We start from the raw sequence: 19,793 nt of genomic DNA on the forward strand, positions 1-19,793 counted from the left end.
AACGATGATGTACAAAGCATTTCTGGTAAAATATGCCGAGATCGGCATTAAAGGAAAGAACCGTCATCTGTTCGAGAAAGCGCTCTGCGTACAGATGGAGCACGCGCTTGCCCCGGTAGACGGAAATTTCCAGGTCACCCGTGAGATGGGACGAATCTATGTCAACACCGAAGGAGACTTTGATTACGAGGGCGCTGTCGATGCGCTGACAAGAGTTTTCGGTATCGCCGAGATCTGCCCGGTTGTCATTTTAGAGGACACCGGCTTTGAAGATCTGGCAGAGGCAGTGGTTTCCTACGTGAAAGAGCTGTACCCGACCGAGGAGAAAACCTTTAAGGTATGCGCACGCCGTGCGAACAAAAACTATCCGATGCACACAATGGAAGTCAACTGCGAGCTGGGCGGCCGCATCCTCGATGTCTGCCCGAACCTCAAAGTAGACGTTCACGAGCCGGATATCTATCTGAACGTCGAGCTGCGTCAGAAGATTTATCTGTACTGCGAGAGCATCGCAGGCCCTGGCGGTATGCCGGTCGGCACAAACGGACAGGCCATGCTGCTGCTTTCCGGCGGTATCGACAGTCCGGTTGCCGGATACATGATCGCAAAACGCGGTGTTAAGATTGATGCCGTTTACTTCCACGCTCCGCCGTACACCAGCGAGAGAGCCAAACAGAAGGTTGTGGATCTTGCAAAACTCGTTGCACGCTACAGCGGCCCGATCCGTCTGCATGTGGTCAACTTCACCGAGATCCAGCTTGCAATCTACGAAAAATGCCCGCACGACGAGCTGACCATCATCATGCGCCGTTATATGATGAAGATCGCAGAAGCGTTTGCACGTCAGGACAAATGCCTTGGCCTGATCACCGGAGAGAGTATCGGACAGGTGGCAAGCCAGACGATGCATTCCCTCGCCGTTACCAACGAAGTCTGCACCATGCCGGTCTTCCGTCCGCTGATCGGTTTCGACAAACAGGAGATCGTCGATATTTCCGAAAAAATCGGTACGTACGAGACATCTGTTCTGCCGTATGAGGACTGCTGCACGATCTTCGTTGCAAAGCATCCGGTGACAAAACCGAACCTGAATGTCATCAAATGCTCCGAGCGCCATCTGGACGACGTGATCGACGAGATGATGGAACGCGCAGTTTCTACCGCAGAGACGATCGAGGTCTGCTAAGGAAAACTTGCTTTAAAGAACAAAAAGGCCGGATCTTGTTTTGGGGGTTCTGAAAAACAAGATCCGGTCCTGATGATAAACAAAGACAAAAAAAGAGCCGCGGCGAGTGCGCGGCCCTTATGTTCTATCGTAATTATACAATGTACGGAGCAAGAACATCAAGTACGGTCTGAAGAGCATCTCCATCAGCATGGACGTTCAGGTCGATCGGTTTGGAAAGGTCGAGGCTGAAGATTCCCATGATGGATTTTGCGTCGATTACGTATCTTCCGGATACCAGATCGAAATCAAAATCGAATTTGGAAATGTCGTTGACGAAAGATTTTACTTTGTCGATAGAATTAAGAGAAATCTGTACTGTTTTCATGTTTGTAATCCTCCCTGTTATTTGGTTAACATTATTTATTACCCTCATTTAACAGCTTTATCTTACCGTCTGGAGGGGAAAAAGTCAATGCGAAAACATACAAAGATAAAGTGGAATCTTCGTGATTTTTAATAATAAAGATGAAGAAGAAAGGAGTATGGCATGAAAAAAACGGTAGCTTTGCATAATCTTGGGTGTAAAGTGAACGCATATGAGCTGGAAGCCATCCAGCAGCTCCTCGAAAACAGAGGGTACGAGATCGTGCCTTTTGCACCGGGAGCGGATGTTTACATTATCAATACGTGTACCGTGACGAACATTGCGGACCGGAAATCGCGGCAGATGCTGCACAAAGCGAAAAAGATGAATCCCGATGCGGTTGTCGTGGCCTGCGGCTGTTATGTGCAGGCGGCTGGGGAAAAACTCGAAGAGGATACGGCGATTGATCTGATCATCGGAAATAATAAGAAGAAAGATCTTGTGGATATTCTGGAAAACTTTCTGGCAGAACGTGAGGACGGTGGAAAACCATCCAACGCGGAGGGTAAGAGCTTCCTCGTGGATATGACACACAACCGTGAGTACGAGACACTCTCGATCAGCAAAACGGCGGAGCACACCCGCGCATTCCTGAAAGTACAGGATGGATGCAATCAGTTCTGTACTTATTGTATTATCCCGTACGCGCGCGGCAGAGTCAGAAGCCGCCGCCAGAGTGATGTGGTAGAAGAAGTAAAACGTCTGGCAGAGGCCGGTTATCAGGAAGTAGTGCTGACGGGTATCCACCTTTCCTCCTACGGACTCGATTTCCCGGAGGGCGAAAAAGAGACGCTGCTCGACCTCATCCGTGCTGTTGATGCAGTGGACGGCATCAGAAGAATCCGTCTCGGATCCCTGGAGCCGGGCATCATCACCGAAGAGTTTGCAGAGGCGATCGCCGCAATGCCGAAGGTGTGCCCGCATTTCCATCTTTCGCTGCAGAGCGGAAGCAATGGAACACTGAAGCGGATGAACCGGAAATATACCGCAGAAGAATACAAACACAAATGCGATCTTCTGCGTAAGGTATATGGAAATCCGGCGCTGACGACCGATGTGATTGTCGGTTTCCCGCAGGAGAGTGAGGAGGAGTTTGAAGAGTCGCGCGCCTTTGTCGAGGACATTCATTTCTTCGAGACTCACATCTTCAAGTATTCGAGAAGAGAAGGCACCCGCGCCGCAGCGATGGCAGGCCAGATTCCGGAGCAGGAGAAGACGAAGCGCAGCCATGTTCTGCTGGAACTGGACGAGAGACGGAGACAGGAATATATGGAAGGCTTCCTCGGAAAAGAGCTGGAAGTGCTCATGGAAGAAGAAGTCGAGATCGACGGCGTCCATTACTGGACGGGACACACGAGAGAATATCTGCGCGTTGCCGTTCTTTCAGAAGAAAATCTCATGAATCAGATGGTGCTTGTCACCCCGGCGAGAATCCATGGAAAAGACTGTCTGATGTAGGAAATGATACCAATCCGGAAGATCTGATAGAAAAAAGAGCCGGAACGAAAAAGTTCGTTGCACTTTTTGAGGGTTCGTGGTAGAATACCCCGTGAGCCTGCAAAAAGGCGGGCAGACGAAGAAGAAAAACAGCGGCTGGCAGAACGAACGAAGAAGTGAGGGATGTCGGCTGCTTTCGCGTCTAAAAAGTATAATCTGTAATTCGTAGTAATTCGTAATGAAATGTTCGGCCGCAGATGCGGCAAAGGGTAAAAATCGTGATCAAAGAAGAGATTGTCAGAGAACTTTATGCAATTGCAGGGGAAGATGCGGTACAGACCGCAGAACCGATGAAAAATCATACGACCTTCCGTGTGGGCGGTCCGGCAGATTATTTCGTCGCTCCTCATACAGAAGAAGAAATTAGAAAAATCGTGGCTCTCTGCGAAGAAAAAGAGATCCCGTGGTTCGTCACCGGAAACGGCAGCAATCTCGTTGTAAGTGACGAGGGCTACCACGGTGTGATTCTTTCGGTTTACAAAAACTTTCAGGGAATCGAAGTGGAAAGAAACAGAATCCGGGCGAAAGCCGGAAGCATGCTTGTATCCATCAGCCAGGCGGCAAGAGAAGCCGGTCTTTCCGGTATGGAGTTTGCCTCCGGAATCCCTGGAACTTTAGGCGGCGGCGTCCGTATGAACGCGGGAGCTACGGCGGAGAGATGAAGGATATTGTACAGAATGTCACTGTACTCACAAGAGAAGGTGAGATCCGGGAACTGGAAAAAGAAGAGCTCGGCTTCGGCTACCGTGCCAGCGTCATCAAAGACAGAGGCTACGTCGTACTTGGAGCAGAACTTATGCTTGTTCCGGGAGATAAAGAAGAAATTCTTGCCCGCATGCAGGAATTGAAAAACAAGCGGGTAGAGAAACAGCCGCTCGAGTATCCGAGCGCCGGCAGCGCATTCAAGCGGCCGGAAGGCTATTTTGCAGGCAAGCTTGTGATGGATGCCGGATTTTCCGGCTACGCAGTCGGCGGTGCAAAAGTATCGGAAAAACACTGCGGCTTTCTGATCAATGCAGGCGGTGCAACCGCATCGGATGTGATGGAACTGATCCGTCAGATCCAGGCAAAAGTAAAAGAACAGTTTGGCGTACAGCTTGAGCCGGAAATCCAGTTCCTCGGGGAATTCTGATTTTCGTTATCCACCAAAGGAGAAAAAACATGCGTTTTGTAATTGTGACCGGCATGTCCGGTGCGGGAAAAAGTACAGCGTTGAAAATGCTGGAGGACGCGGAATATTTCTGCGTCGATAACCTTCCGATCCCGCTGGTTGAAAAATTTGCACAGCTTACCGCCGACGGTACTTCCGGAGAAATCCAGAAAGTGGCAGTCGGAATCGATATCCGAAGCGGCCAGGCGCTCCCGGACCTGCAGAATGTTCTGGAGTGGATGAGCATCAACGGAATCTGCTATGAGATCCTGTTTCTGGACGCGTCCGATGACGTGCTGGTCAAACGATACAAAGAGACGAGAAGAACGCACCCACTGGCAGGTCTTGGACGGGTGGATGAGGGAATTAGAAAAGAGCGCAAAGCACTTGAGTTCCTGAAAAAAGATGCGGACTACATTCTCGATACGAGCCAGCTTCTCACAAGAGAGCTGAAAGCGGAGCTCGATAAGATTTTCGTGCAGGATCAGAAATTCAAAAATCTGATGATTACCGTGCTCTCATTTGGATTCAAATACGGAATCCCGGCGGATTCGGACCTTGTTTTCGATGTGCGGTTCCTGCCGAATCCCTACTACGTAGAAGGCATGCGCCCGCTCTCCGGCAACGATGCTCCGGTGCGGGATTATGTGATGGGATTTGAGACAGCGCAGGTGTTTGCGGAAAAATTAGAGGATATGATCCGTTTTCTGATTCCGAATTATATTTCCGAGGGCAAGCATCAGCTCATTATCAGTATCGGCTGCACCGGCGGAAAACACCGTTCCGTAACCCTTGCCAACGAGCTGTACCGGCGTCTTTCCAACGCGAAGGACTATGGAATCCGGATTGAGCACCGGGATCTGGAAAAAGACGCCATCCGAAAAGGAATTTAGAGGTGGAAGGATGTCATTCTCAAGCGAGGTAAAAGAGGAATTATCGAGACATCTTCCGACGGCACGCCACTGCCAGATTGCGGAAACAGCGGCGATCCTGTCACTCTGCGGACAGATTTCCGAGAAGGACGGGACGATACGGATTCAGACAGAGAATGCGTATGTGGCAAGAAAGTACTTTACTTTATTGAAAAAAACATTTAATATAGAGGCAGAGCTTGCAGTTAAGCTGAATCAGAAGGAAAATACGTATCTGATCCGCGTAAATGACAGGGAAGAAACCCGTCAGATTCTGCAGGCAGTGAAGTTACACGAGACAGACCGGCAGTTAACAATGCCGATTCCGGCTGTTGTGGTACAGCGCCAGTGCTGCAAACGGGCATTTCTACGGGGCGCATTTTTAGCGTCCGGTTCCATCAGCGATCCCAACCGGTTTTACCATCTCGAAATTGTCTGCCCCGATGCGCCGAGAGCAGAACAGGTGCAGGAACTTCTGAAAAGCTTTGGAATTGATGCACGGATCGTTCTCCGGAAAAACCACCATGTGGTTTATATGAAAGAAGGCGCACAGATTGTGGAGATGCTTGGCATCATGGAAGCCAACATCGCACTTATGAATCTGGAAAACGTGCGGATCTTAAAAGAAATGCGCGGCAGTGTCAACCGAAAGGTGAACTGTGAAACTGCCAACATCAACAAAACGGTCAGCGCGGCGATCCGCCAGATCGAAGATATCCGGTATATCGAAGAAATCACAGGCTTTTCTTCTCTGCCGGAACCGCTGGAGCAGATGGCAAGGCTCCGCTTACAATACCCGGAAGCATCGCTTCTGGAACTGGGCAAGATGTTAACGCCGGTTGTTGGTAAATCCGGAGTTAATCATAGATTAAGGAAACTAAAAGAGATTGCAGAAGATTTGCGAAGGAAACAAGGAGGAGAAGTATTATGATTAAGAAACCAATCACAATTCGTCTTTCAAGCGGCCTGGAGGCGAGACCAGTTGCCATGCTGGTACAGGTAGCGAGCCAGTACGAAAGTGAAATCTACGTCGAGAGCGGCAGAAAAAAAGTAAATGCGAAGAGCATTATGGGTATGATGACACTTGGTCTGGACAATGGCGAGGAAGTTACCGTGACCGCAAACGGAAAAGACGAGAGCGAAGCCATGGACGGCGTTGAAAAATATTTAAGCAGTCCTTCTGCTGAATAATCTTACTGCACTTATAGCATGAACATAGAGCAAAACGCATGTCAGAAAATTTTGACATGCCGTTTTGCTATGCTTTTTTATGTGAAATCAGACGAAAATCAGACCACGTTCTTCGCGCGGAACCAGTAGGTATAGAAATAGGAAAAACCGAGCGATTCATACAGTGTGATCGCAGGCGTGTTTCCCTCGACAACCTGAAGATATGCTTTCGTTGCACCGAGCCGGATTCCCTCGGAGAGGATTGTGCGGCAGATCGAGGAAGCGTAGTGGCGGTGGCGGTACGCAGGATGCACATGGATGGCATAGACACCGACGTAATCGCGGTCGCGGATGCCAAGGCCGGTGGCAACGATCGTTCCGGTTTCATCCTGGATGGAGGTACAGATGGTTTCTTTTGGAATGGCGCGGTACATCGAAGGAACGACCATGCGGTGCATCACGTTCGTCGTGCTCTTTAAAGCAAAGAGGCTGTCAATCCATTTCGGCGGGATAAAGCTGCTGACGGTCACGGCAACGGCAGGATCCTTTTTGGCAAAGTTCGCCAGATCCATTGTCATGACGTGCGTCGTGTGCTGGACTACATAGCCGCGGTCGGCGAGCATTGCATCAAAGCCCGGATTGACAAGCGGACTGATCTTGAAAATTGCCGGTGTACCCCAGCGACGGTAGATCTCCTCACAGTACTGCACTTTTTCCTCCACCGGAATCGTGGACGGCCCGATCTGCTCGACGCTGTTGGTCCGGTGTGTATAAAAATAAGAAAAACGAAGAATCCATCCGTCGTACAGCTCGATCTGGTGAGACGGCCATGCGTTCAGGGAAAGATCTTCGATGGTTTTGATCAGTGTATTCATATGAAAGTATTCCCCCTTTGGTTATGCATATAGTATAGAAGAAACAGGACAGATCTTCAAGAAAAAATCGAAAAATTCGACACGCGGAACCGGGCGGCCGGGACACGATGCGTAACGTTTTCTTGCATAATCGAAGAAAAGGGGTTATAATAGGGGGCAAAGACTGAGAATACAAGGAGAATTGAATATGTCAAAATTACTGAAGGTAATTGTGAATACGCTGCTTCTGCTTGCAATCCTGTCAGCAGGCGCACTGGTGATTCCGCCGTTTGCCGGCATCACGACACTTGTCTCAGATGGGATGGGAAATACCAACATTTCCCGCGGCGCTGTTACGTACGCAAAGAAGACAGATACGTCATCGGTTGCGACGGGAGACAAAATCCTGGTTGATGACAATTCCGGAAAGTATATCTATACGATACAGTCCCTCGACATCGCTGTCGGAACCGCATCCGTAAAAAATGTGATCAGTGGAGACACAACGGAAATTACCGTGAGAGCAACCGTGAGCAAAGTGATCGTCACGATTCCGGTGATCGGCTTTCTGTCGATGGCGGCGCAGAGCAGAGAGGGAATCATGATCATCGGACTTGCCATTCTGTTTCTGGTCATTCTGTTCATCCTTTCCGAGGTATGGAAACGTGATGAAGAAGAGGATGAGGAAGAAGAGGAAGAAGACGAGGACGAGGACGATGAGAAAGCGTCCGAAGAGCTTCGCAGCAGAAAGAAAGCTGCCCTGGTAGAAAAAAAGAAACGGGAAGAACAGGAAATGACCGAACAGTTGAGAGCAGCCGACCAGAAAACGGCAGAAGAAGAGAAACAGGACGAATTTGAAATTCCGGATCTGGAAGAAGAAGGAACGGAGCAGGTGTCCTTTCATACCGTCGATCTGCAGAACCTTGTAAGAGGAGAAGAAACCGAAGAAATTCCGGAAGCCGTGGAAGAAACGGAAATCGTCGAAGAAGCTGCCGCAGAAGAAACAGCGGAAGAAGTGACAGAAGAAACCGAAGAAACGGAATCTACAGAGCCGGAAACTGTGGAAGAAATCGAAGAGTTTGAAGAAACCATCGAAGAGCCGGAACCGGAACCGTCCGAGCCGATCGAACTTGCCATGCCGGTTTACACGGCGGAAGAACTCCTCCAGAAGGCCCACGCAGCCGGAGATGACCCGAAAGTCATTGAAGATCCTGCAACCGGCATCACAATCTTAGATTATTCCGACATTCTGTAACTATTCAGAGCCATGCGAACGAAAAGAAAAGAACGCGAATCATGCTTGCATGAATGAACGTTCTTTTCTTTTTGTTCATATGGCAAGAAGCCACATCGAGATGCATCGCAGCGGAATCGAGATGGGGCTCTGAATAGTTGGAAAACGTCAAAAAAGAGAGAAATATAGGAAAAGTGCACAACACGGCCCCCCTGTATTTCTCTTTTTACATAAAAACGGATAAATCGAAAAAAATAAAAAAAAACCTTGATTTTTCGCGTGCTTTCTTGTATACTAACAACTGTTGTGACATTGATAGCGTTGAAGCGCGAGGTTGCCGCTGAGAAACAGCGGGTTTTCCGTGGAGCGAATGTCAAGTTAAAGAAACTGGCGACAAGTCACTGTACCCACAATTAAGTCCACCTGTAAGAGTGGAAACGACCGTGTGCAAACATCAGGACACACACGGGTAAGTGTACAGTCACCGCTTGTCGTACTCGTAAAAGTGCGAAAAGGAGGCGACTTTTTTTATGGCAAGTCAAGTAATGAGAATTACACTGAAAGCGTATGATCATCAGTAGTAGATGCATCTGCACAGAAAATTATCGAAACTGTAAAGAAGAACGGAGCAACGGTGAGCGGACCAGTACCGCTTCCAACGAAGAAAGAGGTAGTAACTATCCTTCGTGCCGTTCATAAGTACAAAGATTCCCGTGAGCAGTTCGAGCAGAGAACCCACAAGAGACTGATTGATATCATCGCACCTACCCAGAAAACAGTGGATGCATTATCAAGACTGGAAATGCCGGCTGGCGTTTACATCGACATCAAGATGAAAAACAAATAAGATCAGCTGTAAAAAGTCCGGGATCAGCCCCCGGCCATCAATTAAGTAAGCAATAGATGATATAGAAGCAACACTCATTCGAAGGAATCAACATCCCTAAGGGTCATAGTGTTCCACTTATATCAACTGTTCGCTAGAATGAACTTCTTTATAATAGGAAGTTCCGCTGTAGATAAAACAGGAGGTAAAAGGAATGAAGAAAGCAATTTTAGCTACAAAAGTCGGAATGACTCAGATCTTCGACGAAAACGGTGTTTTAGTACCGGTAACTGTATTGCAGGCAGGTCCGTGTGTTGTAACACAGGTGAAAACCGCAGACAACGACGGGTACAGTGCAATTCAGGTAGGCTTCGGCGAGAAGAAAGAAAACCGTGTGAACAAACCAATGAAAGGCCAGTTCGCAAAAGCAGGTGTTTCCTGCAAGAGATATCTGAAAGAGTTCAGATTTGAAGATGCTGAAACCTATACATTAGGACAGGAAATCAAGGCCGATATCTTTGGTGCAGGCGACAAAATCGACGCTACTGCAACAAGCAAAGGTAAAGGATTCCAGGGTGCCATCAAGAGACATGGTCAGTCCAGAGGACCTATGGCTCATGGTTCCAAATATCATCGTCACGCAGGTTCCAATGGTGCTTGCTCCGATCCGAGTAAGGTATTCAAAGGAAAAAGAATGCCAGGACAGATGGGCGGAAAGAAAATCACCGTACAGAACCTGGAAATCGTAAAAGTTGACGTAGAGAACAATTTACTGTTAGTCAAAGGTGCTGTACCAGGACCGAAGAAATCCATGGTTACCATCAAAGAGACAGTAAAATGCGGTAAATAAGTTCGTTGAAAGGAGGAACACACGTAATGGCTAACGTATCTGTATTAAATATGGAAGGCAAAGAAGTTGGCAGCATGGAGCTTAATGATGCAGTGTTCGGTGTAGAAATCAACGAGCATCTGGTACATCAGGCTGTAGTGCTTCAGCTTGCAAATAATCGTCAGGGAACTCAGAAAGCTAAAACCCGTTCCGAAGTAAGCGGTGGCGGAAGAAAACCGTGGAGACAGAAAGGAACAGGTCACGCAAGACAGGGTTCAACAAGAGCTCCTCAGTGGACAGGCGGCGGAGTTGTATTCGCTCCAGTACCAAGAGATTACTCTTTCAAAATGAACAAGAAAGAGAAAAGAGCTGCATTAAAATCCGTTCTGACAAGCAAAGTTCAGGAGAACAAATTCATCGTTCTTGATGAGCTGAAACTTGCAGAGGTTAAAACAAAAGAGATGAAGAAAGTGCTTGATAACCTCAAAGTAAACAACGCACTGGTAATCATCGGAGATGACAGCGAAAACGTAGCACTTTCCGCAAGAAATATTGCTGGCGTTCAGACTGCATCTGTTAATACCATCAATGTATTCGACATGCTGAAATACAACACCATCATCGCAACCAAGAGCAGTGTTGCATCTATCGAGGAGGTGTACGCATAATGGCAGATATCAGATATTACGACGTAATCCTGAAACCAATCGTAACTGAGAAGAGCATGAACGCTATGGGCGAGAAGAAATACACATTTATGGTTCACCCGGAAGCAAACAAATCTCAGATTAAAGAAGCAGTTGAGAAAATGTTCGAAGGAACAAAAGTAAAAAGCGTAAACACCATGAACATGGACGGAAAGAACAAACGTCGTGGAATGGTAGTTGGAAAAACTGCAAAGAGCAAGAAGGCAATCGTTGCTCTGACCGAGGACAGCAAAGACATCGAAATCTTCGAAGGACTTTAATTAGCAGCTGTTCGAAATATGCACACATAAGTGCGATACGAAATGAAAGGAGAACAAAGTAATGGGAATCAAAAGCTTTAACCCATATACACCTTCCAGAAGACACATGACCTCCTCTGATTTCAACGAAATCACGAAGAGCACACCGGAGAAATCTCTGGTAGTGTCCCTGAAGAAAAACGCTGGTCGTAACAACCAGGGTAAAATCACTGTAAGACACCGCGGAGGCGGAAGCAGAAGAAAATACAGAATCATCGACTTCAAGAGAAGAAAAGATGATGTTCCGGCAATCGTTAAATCGATCGAGTACGATCCGAACAGAACAGCAAACATCGCTCTGATCTGCTATGCAGACGGCGAGAAAGCATACATCCTGGCTCCGGAAGGACTGAAAGTTGGCATGAAGGTTATGAGCGGCGCTGCTGCAGAGGTAAGACCTGGAAACTGCCTGCCGCTGTCCGAGATTCCGGTTGGTACCATGGTTCACAACGTAGAGCTTCATGCAGGCAAAGGCGGACAGCTTGTTCGTGCAGCTGGTAATGGCGCTCAGCTGATGGCTAAAGAAGGTAAATACGCAACCCTTCGTCTTCCGTCTGGAGAGATGAGAATGGTTCCGATCAACTGCCGTGCATCCATCGGTGTTGTTGGAAATGGCGAGCACAGCCTGATCAACATTGGTAAAGCAGGACGGAAACGTAACATGGGTATCCGCCCGACTGTACGTGGTTCTGTCATGAACCCGAATGACCATCCACATGGTGGTGGAGAAGGAAAGACCGGTATCGGACGTCCGGGCCCGTCTACTCCTTGGGGAAAACCGGCTCTTGGCCTGAAGACCAGAGCAAAGAACAAGCAGTCTAACAAGTACATCGTAAGAAGACGCGATGGAAAAGCTTTATCGAAATAAGGAGGTAAACGATGTCTCGTTCATTAAAAAAAGGACCATTTGCAGATGAAAGCCTGTTAAAGAAAGTTGACGCTGCAAACGCTTCAGGAGATAAAACAGTCATTAAAACCTGGTCACGTCGTTCTACAATCTTCCCGTCATTCGTTGGACACACAATCGCTGTTCATGACGGAAGAAAACATGTGCCGGTATACGTTACAGAGGATATGGTTGGACACAAACTCGGTGAGTTCGTAGCAACCAGAACCTACAGAGGTCACGGCAAGGACGAGAAGAAATCCGGCGTCCGCTAAGTAGAATGATTTGAGAGAGGAGGTTTTTTAGCAATGGCTAAAGGACATAGAAGTCAGATTAAAAGAGCAAGAAATGCTAACAAAGATACCAGACCGTCTGCAAAGTTATCCTACGCTAGAATGTCTGCGCAGAAAGCTGGATTTGTTTTAGATGCAATCCGCGGTAAAGACGTAACAACCGCACTTGGTATTGTAACTTATAACCCGAGATATGCCTCCAGCGTAGTGAAAAAACTGCTGGAGTCCGCAATCGCAAACGCTGAGAACAACAACGGTCTTTCCAGAGAAAACCTGTATGTAGCTGAGTGCTTCGCTAACAAGGCTCCGACCATGAAGAGAATTCATCCGAGAGCACAGGGCAGAGCTTACAGAATCCTGAAGAGAAACAGCCACATCACGATTGTGTTAGACGAGAAATAAGGAGGACATGTCATGGGACAGAAAGTTAATCCACACGGCCTGAGAGTCGGTGTTATTAAAGACTGGGATTCCAAATGGTATGCCGAGGGTGATTTCGCAGATAACCTCGTAGAGGACTACAACATCCGCACATACCTGAAGAAGAAACTGTACAGCGCAGGTGTTTCCAAGATCGAAATCGAAAGAGCATCTGACAGAGTAAAAGTTATCATCTACACCGCAAAACCGGGCGTTGTTATCGGTAAAGGCGGAGCAGAGATCGAGAAAGTAAAAGCTGAAGTTCAGAAACTGACTGACAAAAAGCTTATCGTAGATATCAAAGAAGTAAAAAGACCGGACCGCGATGCACAGCTCGTTGCTGAGAACATTGCATTACAGCTGGAAAACCGTATTTCCTTCCGTCGTGCTATGAAGTCTACCATGCAGCGTACGATGAGAGCTGGCGCTAAGGGAATCAAAACATCTGTATCCGGACGTCTTGGTGGAGCTGATATGGCTCGTACCGAGTTCTACAGCGAGGGAACTATTCCGCTGCAGACCCTGCGTGCCGATATCGATTATGGATTCGCTGAAGCAGATACCACTTACGGTAAAGTTGGCGTAAAAGCATGGATCTACAATGGCGAAGTACTTCCAACCAGAACTAAAAAGGAAGGGAGCGAGAATTAATTATGTTAATGCCGAAGAGAGTAAAACGTCGTAAACAGTTCCGTGGTTCCATGAAGGGTAAAGCCCTCAGAGGAAACAAAATTAACTACGGTGAATTTGGTCTCGTAGCCCTTGAGCCATGCTGGATCAAATCCAACCAGATCGAGGCAGCCCGTATCGCCATGACACGTTACATCAAACGTGGTGGTAAAGTTTGGATCAAAATTTTCCCGGACAAACCAGTAACCGCACAGCCGGCTGAAACCCGAATGGGTTCCGGAAAAGGTTCTCTGGAGTACTGGGTAGCAGTAGTAAAACCAGGCCGTGTAATGTTCGAAATCGCAGGTGTTCCGGAAGAAACAGCCCGCGAGGCATTACGTCTTGCCATGCATAAGTTACCATGTAAATGCAAAGTTGTTTCTCGTGCAGACTTAGAAGGCGGTGATAACAGTGAAAACTAACGAATTTGTAAAAGATTTAAATACAAAGAGCGCAGCTGAGCTGAATGACGAATTAGTAGCTGCTAAAAAGGAACTCTTCAATTTAAGATTCCAGAATGCAACCAACCAGCTTGACAATACAAGCCGAATCAAAGAGGTTCGCAAAAATATTGCAAGAATCCAGACTGTTATTGCCCAGAAGGCAAACGCAGCTGAGTAATTAGGAGGAAAATATCGTGGAAGAAAGAAATCTTAGAAAAACTCGCGTGGGCAAAGTTGTCAGCGATAAGATGGATAAGACTATCGTGGTTGCCATCGAAGACCATGTAAAACATCCTCTGTACAAGAAAATTGTAAAAAGCACATATAAGCTGAAAGCACACGATGCAAACAACGAGTGCCATGTAGGTGATACCGTACGAGTTATGGAAACAAGACCTTTATCCAAAGATAAGAGATGGAGACTTGTGGAGATCGTTGAGAAAGCGAAATAAATAAGAGATCAGAATGCTAAAGGAGGAATACCAGCATGATTCAGCAGGAAACTAGACTGAAAGTCGCTGACAACACCGGTGCAAAAGAAATCTTATGCATTCGTGTTATGGGCGGTTCTACAAGAAGATATGCCAACATTGGTGATGTAATCGTTGCTTCGGTCAAAGATGCAACACCAGGCGGCGTTGTTAAAAAAGGTGACGTAGTAAAAGCTGTTGTTGTAAGAAGCGTAAAAGGCGCTCGTCGTAAAGACGGTTCTTACATCAAATTTGATGAGAACGCAGCAGTTATTATCAAAGATGACAAAACTCCAAAAGGAACCCGTATTTTTGGACCAGTAGCCAGAGAGCTTCGTGAGAAACAGTTCATGAAGATTGTTTCCTTAGCTCCGGAAGTATTATAGGAGGACAGCTATGTCAATGAAGATTAAAAAAGGCGATACCGTAAAGGTAATCGCCGGCAAAGATAAAGACAAAACCGGCAAAGTAGTCAGCGTTGACGTAAAGAACAACCGTGTTGTTGTTGAAGGCGTAAACATGATTACAAAGCATGAGAAACCGTCTATGAGCAATCAGCAGGGCGGAATCGTTAACAAAGAAGCTCCTATCGATGCATCCAACGTAATGCTGGTTGTAAAAGGAGTTCCGACCCGCGTTGGAATCAAAGTTGAGATGGTTGAGAAAAACGGCAAAACAAAAGCTGTTAGAACCCGCGTTGCAAAAGCAAAAGAGCTGAACGGCGCAGTAATTGATTAAGGAAGAGAGGAGGCAAAACCGTGAGTAGACTGAAAGATCTTTACAACGAGCAGATCGTTGATGCAATGACCAAAAAATTTGGATACAAAAACGTGATGGAAGTGCCGAAGCTCTCCAAAATCGTAATCAACATGGGTGTTGGTGAAGCTAAGGAGAACGCTAAACTTCTGGACGCTGCAATCAGTGATATGGAAGCTATCACCGGACAGAAAGCAGTTACCACCAAAGCGAAAAATTCCGTAGCAAACTTTAAAATCCGTGAGGGTATGCCGATCGGATGCAAAGTTACCCTTCGTGGCGAGAAAATGTACGAGTTCGCAGACCGCCTGATCAACCTGGCACTGCCTCGTGTACGTGACTTCCGCGGCGTAAATCCGAACGCTTTCGATGGCAGAGGAAACTATGCTCTTGGTATCAAAGAGCAGCTGATTTTCCCAGAGATCGAGTATGATAAAGTTGATAAAGTCAGAGGTATGGACATTATCTTCGTTACCACTGCTAACACAGATGAAGAAGCTCGTGAATTACTGACATTATTCAACATGCCATTCGCAAAGTAATAGGAGGAATTGATTCATGGCTAAAACAGCAATGAAAATCAAACAGCAGCGCAAAGCTAAATTCTCTACAAGAGAATACAATCGTTGCAGAATTTGTGGCCGTCCACACGCATATTTAAGAAAATACGGAATCTGCAGAATCTGCTTCCGTGAATTAGCATACAAAGGCCAGATTCCTGGCGTTAAGAAAGCTAGTTGGTAAAATTTTAGAAGGAGGCAAATTCAAATGAGTATGAGTGATCCGATTGCAGATATGCTTACAAGAATCCGTAACGCTAACACTGCAAAACATGATACAGTAGATGTTCCGGCATCCAAAATGAAAATCGCAATCGCTGATATCCTGGTAAACGAGGGATACATTGCAAAATATGAACTCAGCGATGAGGGTGCATTCCAGAATATGCACATCACCCTGAAATACGGCGCTGACAAAAACGAGAAGATCATCACCGGTCTGAAGAGAATCTCCAAACCGGGTCTGAGAATCTATGTTGGCAAAGATGAGCTGCCGAGAGTACTTGGCGGACTTGGAATCGCTATTCTTTCCACAAACCAGGGTGTTATCACCGATAAAGAAGCTCGCAAGCTGCAGGTTGGCGGCGAGGTTCTGGCATTCGTTTGGTAATCTGAAACGAAACAAAGCAACTGAAAACAGAGAGAGCGTAAGGCTCTCTCCGAAAATCTAAGTTAATAGGAGGAAATTGGTATGTCACGTATTGGAAGACTGCCAGTGGCAATTCCTGCAGGTGTAACAGTAGACATCCAGGAAAACAACCACGTTGTAGTAAAAGGACCAAAAGGAACATTAGAGAGAACTCTCCCGTCTGAAATGACCATCAAACTGGAAGACGGACACGTAGTAGTTACAAGACCGAACGATCTGAAGAAAATGAAAGCTCTTCATGGTCTGACCAGAACTCTGATCCACAACATGGTAATTGGTGTTAGCGAAGGCTATACCAAAACACTGGAAGTAAACGGTGTAGGTTACAGAGCTGCAAAACAGGGCAACAAATTAGTTCTGTCTCTTGGATATTCTCATCCGGTAGAGATGATCGATCCGGAAGGACTCTCCTCCGCTGTAGACGGCAACAAGATCATTGTTTCCGGTATCAGCAAAGAGAAAGTTGGCCAGTATGCCGCTGAAATCAGAGACAAGAGAAGACCTGAGCCATACAAGGGCAAGGGAATCAAGTATGCTGATGAAGTGATCAGACGTAAAGTTGGTAAGACTGGTAAGAAATAATTAAGGAGAGTGTGAACATGATTAGTAAAGTATCAAGAGCGCAGATGCGCCAGAAAAAGCATAGAAGATTACGTAATCATATCGTAGGTACTGCACAGCGTCCGCGTCTGTGTGTATTCCGCAGCAATAACCATATGTATGCTCAGATTATCGACGATACGATTGGAAATACTTTAGTTTCTGCTTCTACTCTTCAGAAAGATGTTAAAGCAGAGCTTGAGAAAACCAACAATGTAGATGCAGCAGCATATCTTGGAACCGTTCTTGGAAAGAAAGCTGTAGAAGCAGGTATTACTGAAGTTGTATTTGACCGTGGCGGATTCATCTACCAGGGAAAAATCCAGGCATTCGCAGACGCAGCTAGAGAAGCTGGGCTGGTATTCTAAGAAAGGAAGGAAAAGAACACATGAAGCATACAATTATTGATGCAAGCCAGTTCGAACTGGAAGAAAAAGTCGTATCAATTAAGCGTGTTACAAAAGTTGTTAAAGGTGGTCGTAACTTCCGTTTCACAGCTTTAGTAGTTGTCGGCGACGGCAATGGACACGTAGGCGCAGGCCTTGGAAAAGCAGCGAGATTCCGGAAGCTATCCGCAAAGGTAAAGAAGACGCTATGAAGAAACTGGTAAGCGTAGCAATCAATGAGAACGGAAGTATCACTCATGACTACGTAGGTAAATTCGGAAGCGCAGAGGTTCTGTTGAAGAAAGCTCCTGAAGGTACTGGTGTCATCGCTGGTGGCCCAGCCCGTGCCGTAATCGAGTTAGCTGGTATTAAGAACATCCGTACAAAATCCCTTGGATCCAGAAATAAGCAGAACGTAGTTCTGGCTACCATCGCTGGTCTGTCTGAGCTGAAGACTCCAGAAGAAGTAGCAAGACTTCGCGGCAAATCTACAAACGAGATCTTTGCTTAAGGAGGATGTGAAAAATGGCAGATAAATTAAAAGTAACACTGGTGAAATCCCCGATCGGATGTGTTCCGAAACACAGAAGAACCGTGGAAGCACTGGGTCTGAAAAAAGTTAACAAGACGGTAGAACTGCCGGATAACGCAGCAGTTCGCGGCATGGTTAATCAGGTTTCTTACCTGGTTAAAGTAGAAGAAGCATAAGGAGGTACCGTAATGGACTTATCTAATTTACAGCCGGCTGAAGGTTCCAGACAGAACGATAACTTCCGCAGAGGCCGTGGACATGGTTCAGGAAATGGTAAAACAGCAGGTAAAGGCCACAAAGGACAGAAAGCACGTTCCGGAGCACCGAGACCGGGCTTTGAAGGTGGTCAGATGCCTTTATACAGACGTCTTCCGAAGAGAGGTTTCAAAAACAGAAACTCCAAGGAAATCGTTGGAATCAATGTAGATGCTCTGAATCGTTATGAGGACGGAGCTGTTGTAACCGTAGAAACTATGATTGAGACTGGTCTTGTTTCCAATCCGAGAGATGGCGTAAAAATCCTTGGAAACGGTGAAGTCACCAAAAAACTCACTGTAAAAGCAAATGCTTTCAGCGAGAGCGCAAAGGCAAAAATTGAAGCGGCAGGTGGAACAGTCGAGGTGATCTAATGTTTAAGACCTTTATCAATGCATTTAAGGTCAAAGATGTTCGTCGCAAAATATTTTATGTGCTTATGATGCTTGTTGTCATCCGGTTAGGCTCTCAGATGCCTGTACCGGGTGTCAATACAAGCTTTTTTGCGAATTATTTTGCAAATAATACGAATGAGGCATTCAGTTTCCTGAATGCATTCACGGGCGGCGGTTTCGACCGTTTCTCCATCTTTGCTCTGAGTATTACACCGTACATTACTTCTTCCATCATTATTCAGCTGCTCACCATTGCAATTCCACGACTTGAGGAAATGCAGCGTGACGGCGAAGAGGGAAGAAAGAAAATGACTGCGATTACTCGTTATGTGACAGTAGGTCTTGCATTGTTTGAGTCTGTTGCCATGGCAGTAGGCTTTGGACGCCAGGGACTCCTCACCACTTTTAACGCAGTTAATGTGATTGTTGTAGTGGCAGCTCTGACAGCCGGTTCTGCCTTCCTTATGTGGGTGGGAGAACAGATCAACGACAAGGGCGTTGGAAATGGTATTTCTATGGTCCTGTTAATCAACATCCTTTCCAGAATCCCGCAGGATATGGTAACCCTTTACGAAACCTTCGTAAAAGGCAAAACCATCGCGCGTGGTCTGCTGATGTGGATTATCATCGCTGTTGTGATCATCGCTGTTGTTGTGCTGGTACTGATCCTGAATGGCGCTGAGAGAAGAATTCCGGTACAGTATTCCAAGAAAATGGCCGGAAGAAAAATGGTTGGCGGACAGTCATCCAATATTCCGCTGAAGGTAAATACAGCGGGCGTTATCCCGATCATCTTTGCATCATCCATCATGTCTTTCCCATCGATTATCCTGTCGTTTGTCGGAAAGTCGGATATCAAAGGCATCGGCGGAACGCTGATCAAGATGCTGAATTCCAACAACTGGTTTGACAAAACCAATCCAGTTGCTTCGCTGGGCCTGATTCTCTACATTGTCCTTGTTATTTTCTTCGCTTATTTCTATACCTCCATCACCTTCAACCCGATGGAAGTTGCAGATAACATGAAAAAACAGGGCGGCTTTATCCCAGGCATCCGCCCGGGTAAATCCACGGTAGATTATCTGAACAATCTGCTCAGCTATATTATTTTTATCGGTGCAGCAGGTCTTACCATTGTTGCAGTGATTCCATTTTTCTTTAATGGATTTTTCAAAGCGAATGTATCCTTTGGAGGTACTTCTCTGATCATTATTGCCAGCGTAATTCTGGAAACCTTAAAACAGATTGAATCCATGATGCTGGTACGCAATTACAAAGGATTCTTAAACGATTAAGGCATAAGAGGGACTGTCTGGATAAGACAGGCCCTTTCTTTTGTTTAAAGCGCTTTTAAAGAGGCTTTAACAGAGAAAATTTTTGCTATTGTGGTTTACTTTATGGTATAATAGG

The 19,793-nt window shown here is 46.5% G+C and carries 28 protein-coding genes and 3 pseudogenes; 29 read left to right on the plus strand and 2 right to left on the minus strand.

The features are described 5' to 3' along the window. Window positions 1-7: 7 nt before the first annotated feature. Window positions 8-1,186 carry a tRNA uracil 4-sulfurtransferase ThiI gene (gene thiI / locus DWZ60_RS04755; RefSeq protein ID WP_082424694.1) on the plus strand — a complete coding sequence of 393 codons (1,179 nt, stop codon included), beginning with the start codon at window positions 8-10 and terminating at the stop codon, window positions 1,184-1,186. A gap of 133 nt (window positions 1,187-1,319) precedes the next feature. On the opposite strand, the gene DWZ60_RS04760 is transcribed toward thiI, so the two are convergent. Beyond that, entirely contained in the window at window positions 1,320-1,553 is a 234-nt protein-coding gene (locus DWZ60_RS04760) for an HPr family phosphocarrier protein (protein ID WP_022461844.1), read from the minus strand. A gap of 162 nt (window positions 1,554-1,715) precedes the next feature. Here DWZ60_RS04760 and mtaB point away from each other — a divergent pair, with 162 nt between their 5' ends. The 5 genes and pseudogenes from mtaB to DWZ60_RS04785 all read left to right on the plus strand — a co-directional run bounded on the left by mtaB (window position 1,716) and on the right by DWZ60_RS04785 (window position 6,341). Beyond that, on the plus strand, window positions 1,716-3,050 hold the full coding sequence (gene mtaB, locus DWZ60_RS04765; protein ID WP_119221327.1) for a tRNA (N(6)-L-threonylcarbamoyladenosine(37)-C(2))-methylthiotransferase MtaB: 1,335 nt from the start codon (window positions 1,716-1,718) through the stop codon (window positions 3,048-3,050). A gap of 236 nt (window positions 3,051-3,286) precedes the next feature. Further along, a pseudogene (gene murB / locus DWZ60_RS21090) lies at window positions 3,287-4,221 on the plus strand (UDP-N-acetylmuramate dehydrogenase). A gap of 29 nt (window positions 4,222-4,250) precedes the next feature. After that, window positions 4,251-5,132 carry an RNase adapter RapZ gene (gene rapZ, locus DWZ60_RS04775; protein WP_022461841.1) on the plus strand — a complete coding sequence of 294 codons (882 nt, stop codon included), beginning with the start codon at window positions 4,251-4,253 and terminating at the stop codon, window positions 5,130-5,132. A gap of 10 nt (window positions 5,133-5,142) precedes the next feature. Continuing rightward, window positions 5,143-6,081, plus strand: coding sequence for a DNA-binding protein WhiA (whiA, locus tag DWZ60_RS04780; RefSeq protein ID WP_119221328.1), 939 nt, complete (start codon window positions 5,143-5,145; stop codon window positions 6,079-6,081). Further along, window positions 6,078-6,341, plus strand: coding sequence for an HPr family phosphocarrier protein (locus tag DWZ60_RS04785; RefSeq protein ID WP_055227733.1), 264 nt, complete (start codon window positions 6,078-6,080; stop codon window positions 6,339-6,341). Before whiA ends, DWZ60_RS04785 begins: the two co-directional genes overlap by 4 nt. 98 nt (window positions 6,342-6,439) lie before the next feature. On the opposite strand, the gene DWZ60_RS04790 is transcribed toward DWZ60_RS04785, so the two are convergent. Then, complete coding sequence (locus DWZ60_RS04790) at window positions 6,440-7,195, minus strand: GNAT family N-acetyltransferase (RefSeq protein ID WP_117510467.1); 756 nt, start codon at window positions 7,193-7,195, stop codon at window positions 6,440-6,442. 187 nt (window positions 7,196-7,382) lie between these two features. On the opposite strand from DWZ60_RS04790, the gene DWZ60_RS04795 reads away from it, so the two are divergent. The 23 genes and pseudogenes from DWZ60_RS04795 (at window position 7,383) to secY (ending at window position 19,678) form a co-directional block, all read left to right on the plus strand. After that, window positions 7,383-8,429 (plus strand): hypothetical protein, encoded by a 1,047-nt coding sequence (locus tag DWZ60_RS04795; RefSeq protein ID WP_119221329.1) that lies wholly within the window; start codon window positions 7,383-7,385, stop codon window positions 8,427-8,429. Between the two features lie 509 nt (window positions 8,430-8,938). After that, window positions 8,939-9,255 (plus strand): annotated as a pseudogene (rpsJ, locus tag DWZ60_RS04800) (30S ribosomal protein S10). A 193-nt stretch (window positions 9,256-9,448) separates the two neighbouring features. Further along, the gene (gene rplC, locus DWZ60_RS04805; protein ID WP_022461666.1) at window positions 9,449-10,084 is read left to right on the plus strand and encodes a 50S ribosomal protein L3; all 636 of its coding nucleotides are present in this window, start codon (window positions 9,449-9,451) and stop codon (window positions 10,082-10,084) included. A 26-nt stretch (window positions 10,085-10,110) separates the two neighbouring features. Further along, window positions 10,111-10,731, plus strand: coding sequence for a 50S ribosomal protein L4 (gene rplD, locus DWZ60_RS04810; RefSeq protein ID WP_022461665.1), 621 nt, complete (start codon window positions 10,111-10,113; stop codon window positions 10,729-10,731). Next, window positions 10,731-11,030, plus strand: a complete 300-nt coding sequence (gene rplW / locus DWZ60_RS04815; RefSeq protein WP_022461664.1) for a 50S ribosomal protein L23 — start codon at window positions 10,731-10,733, stop codon at window positions 11,028-11,030. The genes rplD and rplW overlap by 1 nt, the downstream gene beginning before the upstream one ends. 61 nt (window positions 11,031-11,091) lie before the next feature. Continuing rightward, the gene (gene rplB, locus DWZ60_RS04820) at window positions 11,092-11,937 is read left to right on the plus strand and encodes a 50S ribosomal protein L2 (protein ID WP_055266980.1); all 846 of its coding nucleotides are present in this window, start codon (window positions 11,092-11,094) and stop codon (window positions 11,935-11,937) included. Between the two features lie 11 nt (window positions 11,938-11,948). Continuing rightward, window positions 11,949-12,230 (plus strand): 30S ribosomal protein S19, encoded by a 282-nt coding sequence (gene rpsS, locus DWZ60_RS04825; protein WP_022461662.1) that lies wholly within the window; start codon window positions 11,949-11,951, stop codon window positions 12,228-12,230. A gap of 33 nt (window positions 12,231-12,263) precedes the next feature. Then, window positions 12,264-12,650: a 50S ribosomal protein L22 gene (rplV, locus tag DWZ60_RS04830; RefSeq protein ID WP_022461661.1), complete on the plus strand. Its 387-nt coding sequence runs from the start codon at window positions 12,264-12,266 to the stop codon at window positions 12,648-12,650. 12 nt (window positions 12,651-12,662) lie between these two features. Next, a complete protein-coding gene (gene rpsC, locus DWZ60_RS04835; protein WP_022461660.1) occupies window positions 12,663-13,319 on the plus strand; it encodes a 30S ribosomal protein S3 in 657 nt (218 codons plus the stop codon). A 2-nt stretch (window positions 13,320-13,321) separates the two neighbouring features. Next, window positions 13,322-13,759 (plus strand): 50S ribosomal protein L16, encoded by a 438-nt coding sequence (gene rplP / locus DWZ60_RS04840; protein ID WP_022461659.1) that lies wholly within the window; start codon window positions 13,322-13,324, stop codon window positions 13,757-13,759. Continuing rightward, window positions 13,749-13,958, plus strand: a complete 210-nt coding sequence (gene rpmC / locus DWZ60_RS04845) for a 50S ribosomal protein L29 (RefSeq protein ID WP_022461658.1) — start codon at window positions 13,749-13,751, stop codon at window positions 13,956-13,958. The genes rplP and rpmC overlap by 11 nt, the downstream gene beginning before the upstream one ends. Window positions 13,959-13,974: 16 nt before the next feature. Then, complete coding sequence (gene rpsQ / locus DWZ60_RS04850) at window positions 13,975-14,232, plus strand: 30S ribosomal protein S17 (protein ID WP_022461657.1); 258 nt, start codon at window positions 13,975-13,977, stop codon at window positions 14,230-14,232. Window positions 14,233-14,267: 35 nt separating this feature from the next. Beyond that, the gene (gene rplN, locus DWZ60_RS04855; RefSeq protein ID WP_022461656.1) at window positions 14,268-14,636 is read left to right on the plus strand and encodes a 50S ribosomal protein L14; all 369 of its coding nucleotides are present in this window, start codon (window positions 14,268-14,270) and stop codon (window positions 14,634-14,636) included. 10 nt (window positions 14,637-14,646) lie between these two features. Further along, complete coding sequence (gene rplX, locus DWZ60_RS04860) at window positions 14,647-14,988, plus strand: 50S ribosomal protein L24 (RefSeq protein ID WP_022461655.1); 342 nt, start codon at window positions 14,647-14,649, stop codon at window positions 14,986-14,988. A gap of 20 nt (window positions 14,989-15,008) precedes the next feature. After that, window positions 15,009-15,548 carry a 50S ribosomal protein L5 gene (rplE, locus tag DWZ60_RS04865; protein ID WP_022461654.1) on the plus strand — a complete coding sequence of 180 codons (540 nt, stop codon included), beginning with the start codon at window positions 15,009-15,011 and terminating at the stop codon, window positions 15,546-15,548. 16 nt (window positions 15,549-15,564) lie between these two features. Further along, entirely contained in the window at window positions 15,565-15,750 is a 186-nt protein-coding gene (locus tag DWZ60_RS04870; RefSeq protein ID WP_022461653.1) for a type Z 30S ribosomal protein S14, read from the plus strand. A gap of 24 nt (window positions 15,751-15,774) precedes the next feature. Further along, complete coding sequence (gene rpsH, locus DWZ60_RS04875) at window positions 15,775-16,176, plus strand: 30S ribosomal protein S8 (RefSeq protein ID WP_022461652.1); 402 nt, start codon at window positions 15,775-15,777, stop codon at window positions 16,174-16,176. 81 nt (window positions 16,177-16,257) lie between these two features. Continuing rightward, on the plus strand, window positions 16,258-16,797 hold the full coding sequence (rplF, locus tag DWZ60_RS04880; protein WP_022461651.1) for a 50S ribosomal protein L6: 540 nt from the start codon (window positions 16,258-16,260) through the stop codon (window positions 16,795-16,797). A 17-nt stretch (window positions 16,798-16,814) separates the two neighbouring features. Further along, window positions 16,815-17,183, plus strand: a complete 369-nt coding sequence (rplR, locus tag DWZ60_RS04885; protein WP_022461650.1) for a 50S ribosomal protein L18 — start codon at window positions 16,815-16,817, stop codon at window positions 17,181-17,183. A gap of 20 nt (window positions 17,184-17,203) precedes the next feature. After that, a pseudogene (rpsE, locus tag DWZ60_RS04890) lies at window positions 17,204-17,712 on the plus strand (30S ribosomal protein S5). A 14-nt stretch (window positions 17,713-17,726) separates the two neighbouring features. Next, window positions 17,727-17,909: a 50S ribosomal protein L30 gene (gene rpmD, locus DWZ60_RS04895; RefSeq protein ID WP_022461648.1), complete on the plus strand. Its 183-nt coding sequence runs from the start codon at window positions 17,727-17,729 to the stop codon at window positions 17,907-17,909. A gap of 12 nt (window positions 17,910-17,921) precedes the next feature. Beyond that, window positions 17,922-18,362: a 50S ribosomal protein L15 gene (gene rplO, locus DWZ60_RS04900; protein WP_022461647.1), complete on the plus strand. Its 441-nt coding sequence runs from the start codon at window positions 17,922-17,924 to the stop codon at window positions 18,360-18,362. Beyond that, window positions 18,362-19,678: a preprotein translocase subunit SecY gene (gene secY / locus DWZ60_RS04905; protein WP_022461646.1), complete on the plus strand. Its 1,317-nt coding sequence runs from the start codon at window positions 18,362-18,364 to the stop codon at window positions 19,676-19,678. The genes rplO and secY overlap by 1 nt, the downstream gene beginning before the upstream one ends. Window positions 19,679-19,793: the final 115 nt, after the last annotated feature.

It is taken from the genome of Blautia sp. AF34-10 (assembly GCF_003477865.1).
GTDB lineage: Bacteria > Bacillota > Clostridia > Lachnospirales > Lachnospiraceae > Fusicatenibacter > Fusicatenibacter saccharivorans.

What these genes read in the sequence shown, in the direction of transcription:
- rplO (WP_022461647.1), top strand. Translation starts at nt 17,922, where the DNA reads ATGGACTTATCTAATTTACAGCCGGCTGAAGGTTCCAGACAGAACGAT.
- rplP (WP_022461659.1), top strand. Translation starts at nt 13,322, where the DNA reads ATGTTAATGCCGAAGAGAGTAAAACGTCGTAAACAGTTCCGTGGTTCC.
- rplF (WP_022461651.1), top strand. Translation starts at nt 16,258, where the DNA reads ATGTCACGTATTGGAAGACTGCCAGTGGCAATTCCTGCAGGTGTAACA.
- DWZ60_RS04760 (WP_022461844.1), bottom strand. Translation starts at nt 1,553, where the DNA reads ATGAAAACAGTACAGATTTCTCTTAATTCTATCGACAAAGTAAAATCT.
- rpmD (WP_022461648.1), top strand. Translation starts at nt 17,727, where the DNA reads ATGGCAGATAAATTAAAAGTAACACTGGTGAAATCCCCGATCGGATGT.
- rplR (WP_022461650.1), top strand. Translation starts at nt 16,815, where the DNA reads ATGATTAGTAAAGTATCAAGAGCGCAGATGCGCCAGAAAAAGCATAGA.
- rplC (WP_022461666.1), top strand. Translation starts at nt 9,449, where the DNA reads ATGAAGAAAGCAATTTTAGCTACAAAAGTCGGAATGACTCAGATCTTC.
- rplW (WP_022461664.1), top strand. Translation starts at nt 10,731, where the DNA reads ATGGCAGATATCAGATATTACGACGTAATCCTGAAACCAATCGTAACT.
- rplB (WP_055266980.1), top strand. Translation starts at nt 11,092, where the DNA reads ATGGGAATCAAAAGCTTTAACCCATATACACCTTCCAGAAGACACATG.
- rplV (WP_022461661.1), top strand. Translation starts at nt 12,264, where the DNA reads ATGGCTAAAGGACATAGAAGTCAGATTAAAAGAGCAAGAAATGCTAAC.
- secY (WP_022461646.1), top strand. Translation starts at nt 18,362, where the DNA reads ATGTTTAAGACCTTTATCAATGCATTTAAGGTCAAAGATGTTCGTCGC.
- DWZ60_RS04790 (WP_117510467.1), bottom strand. Translation starts at nt 7,195, where the DNA reads ATGAATACACTGATCAAAACCATCGAAGATCTTTCCCTGAACGCATGG.
- rpsS (WP_022461662.1), top strand. Translation starts at nt 11,949, where the DNA reads ATGTCTCGTTCATTAAAAAAAGGACCATTTGCAGATGAAAGCCTGTTA.
- rpsC (WP_022461660.1), top strand. Translation starts at nt 12,663, where the DNA reads ATGGGACAGAAAGTTAATCCACACGGCCTGAGAGTCGGTGTTATTAAA.
- rapZ (WP_022461841.1), top strand. Translation starts at nt 4,251, where the DNA reads ATGCGTTTTGTAATTGTGACCGGCATGTCCGGTGCGGGAAAAAGTACA.
- thiI (WP_082424694.1), top strand. Translation starts at nt 8, where the DNA reads ATGTACAAAGCATTTCTGGTAAAATATGCCGAGATCGGCATTAAAGGA.
- DWZ60_RS04795 (WP_119221329.1), top strand. Translation starts at nt 7,383, where the DNA reads ATGTCAAAATTACTGAAGGTAATTGTGAATACGCTGCTTCTGCTTGCA.
- whiA (WP_119221328.1), top strand. Translation starts at nt 5,143, where the DNA reads ATGTCATTCTCAAGCGAGGTAAAAGAGGAATTATCGAGACATCTTCCG.
- rpsH (WP_022461652.1), top strand. Translation starts at nt 15,775, where the DNA reads ATGAGTATGAGTGATCCGATTGCAGATATGCTTACAAGAATCCGTAAC.
- DWZ60_RS04785 (WP_055227733.1), top strand. Translation starts at nt 6,078, where the DNA reads ATGATTAAGAAACCAATCACAATTCGTCTTTCAAGCGGCCTGGAGGCG.
- rplD (WP_022461665.1), top strand. Translation starts at nt 10,111, where the DNA reads ATGGCTAACGTATCTGTATTAAATATGGAAGGCAAAGAAGTTGGCAGC.
- rplN (WP_022461656.1), top strand. Translation starts at nt 14,268, where the DNA reads ATGATTCAGCAGGAAACTAGACTGAAAGTCGCTGACAACACCGGTGCA.
- mtaB (WP_119221327.1), top strand. Translation starts at nt 1,716, where the DNA reads ATGAAAAAAACGGTAGCTTTGCATAATCTTGGGTGTAAAGTGAACGCA.
- DWZ60_RS04870 (WP_022461653.1), top strand. Translation starts at nt 15,565, where the DNA reads ATGGCTAAAACAGCAATGAAAATCAAACAGCAGCGCAAAGCTAAATTC.
- rplX (WP_022461655.1), top strand. Translation starts at nt 14,647, where the DNA reads ATGTCAATGAAGATTAAAAAAGGCGATACCGTAAAGGTAATCGCCGGC.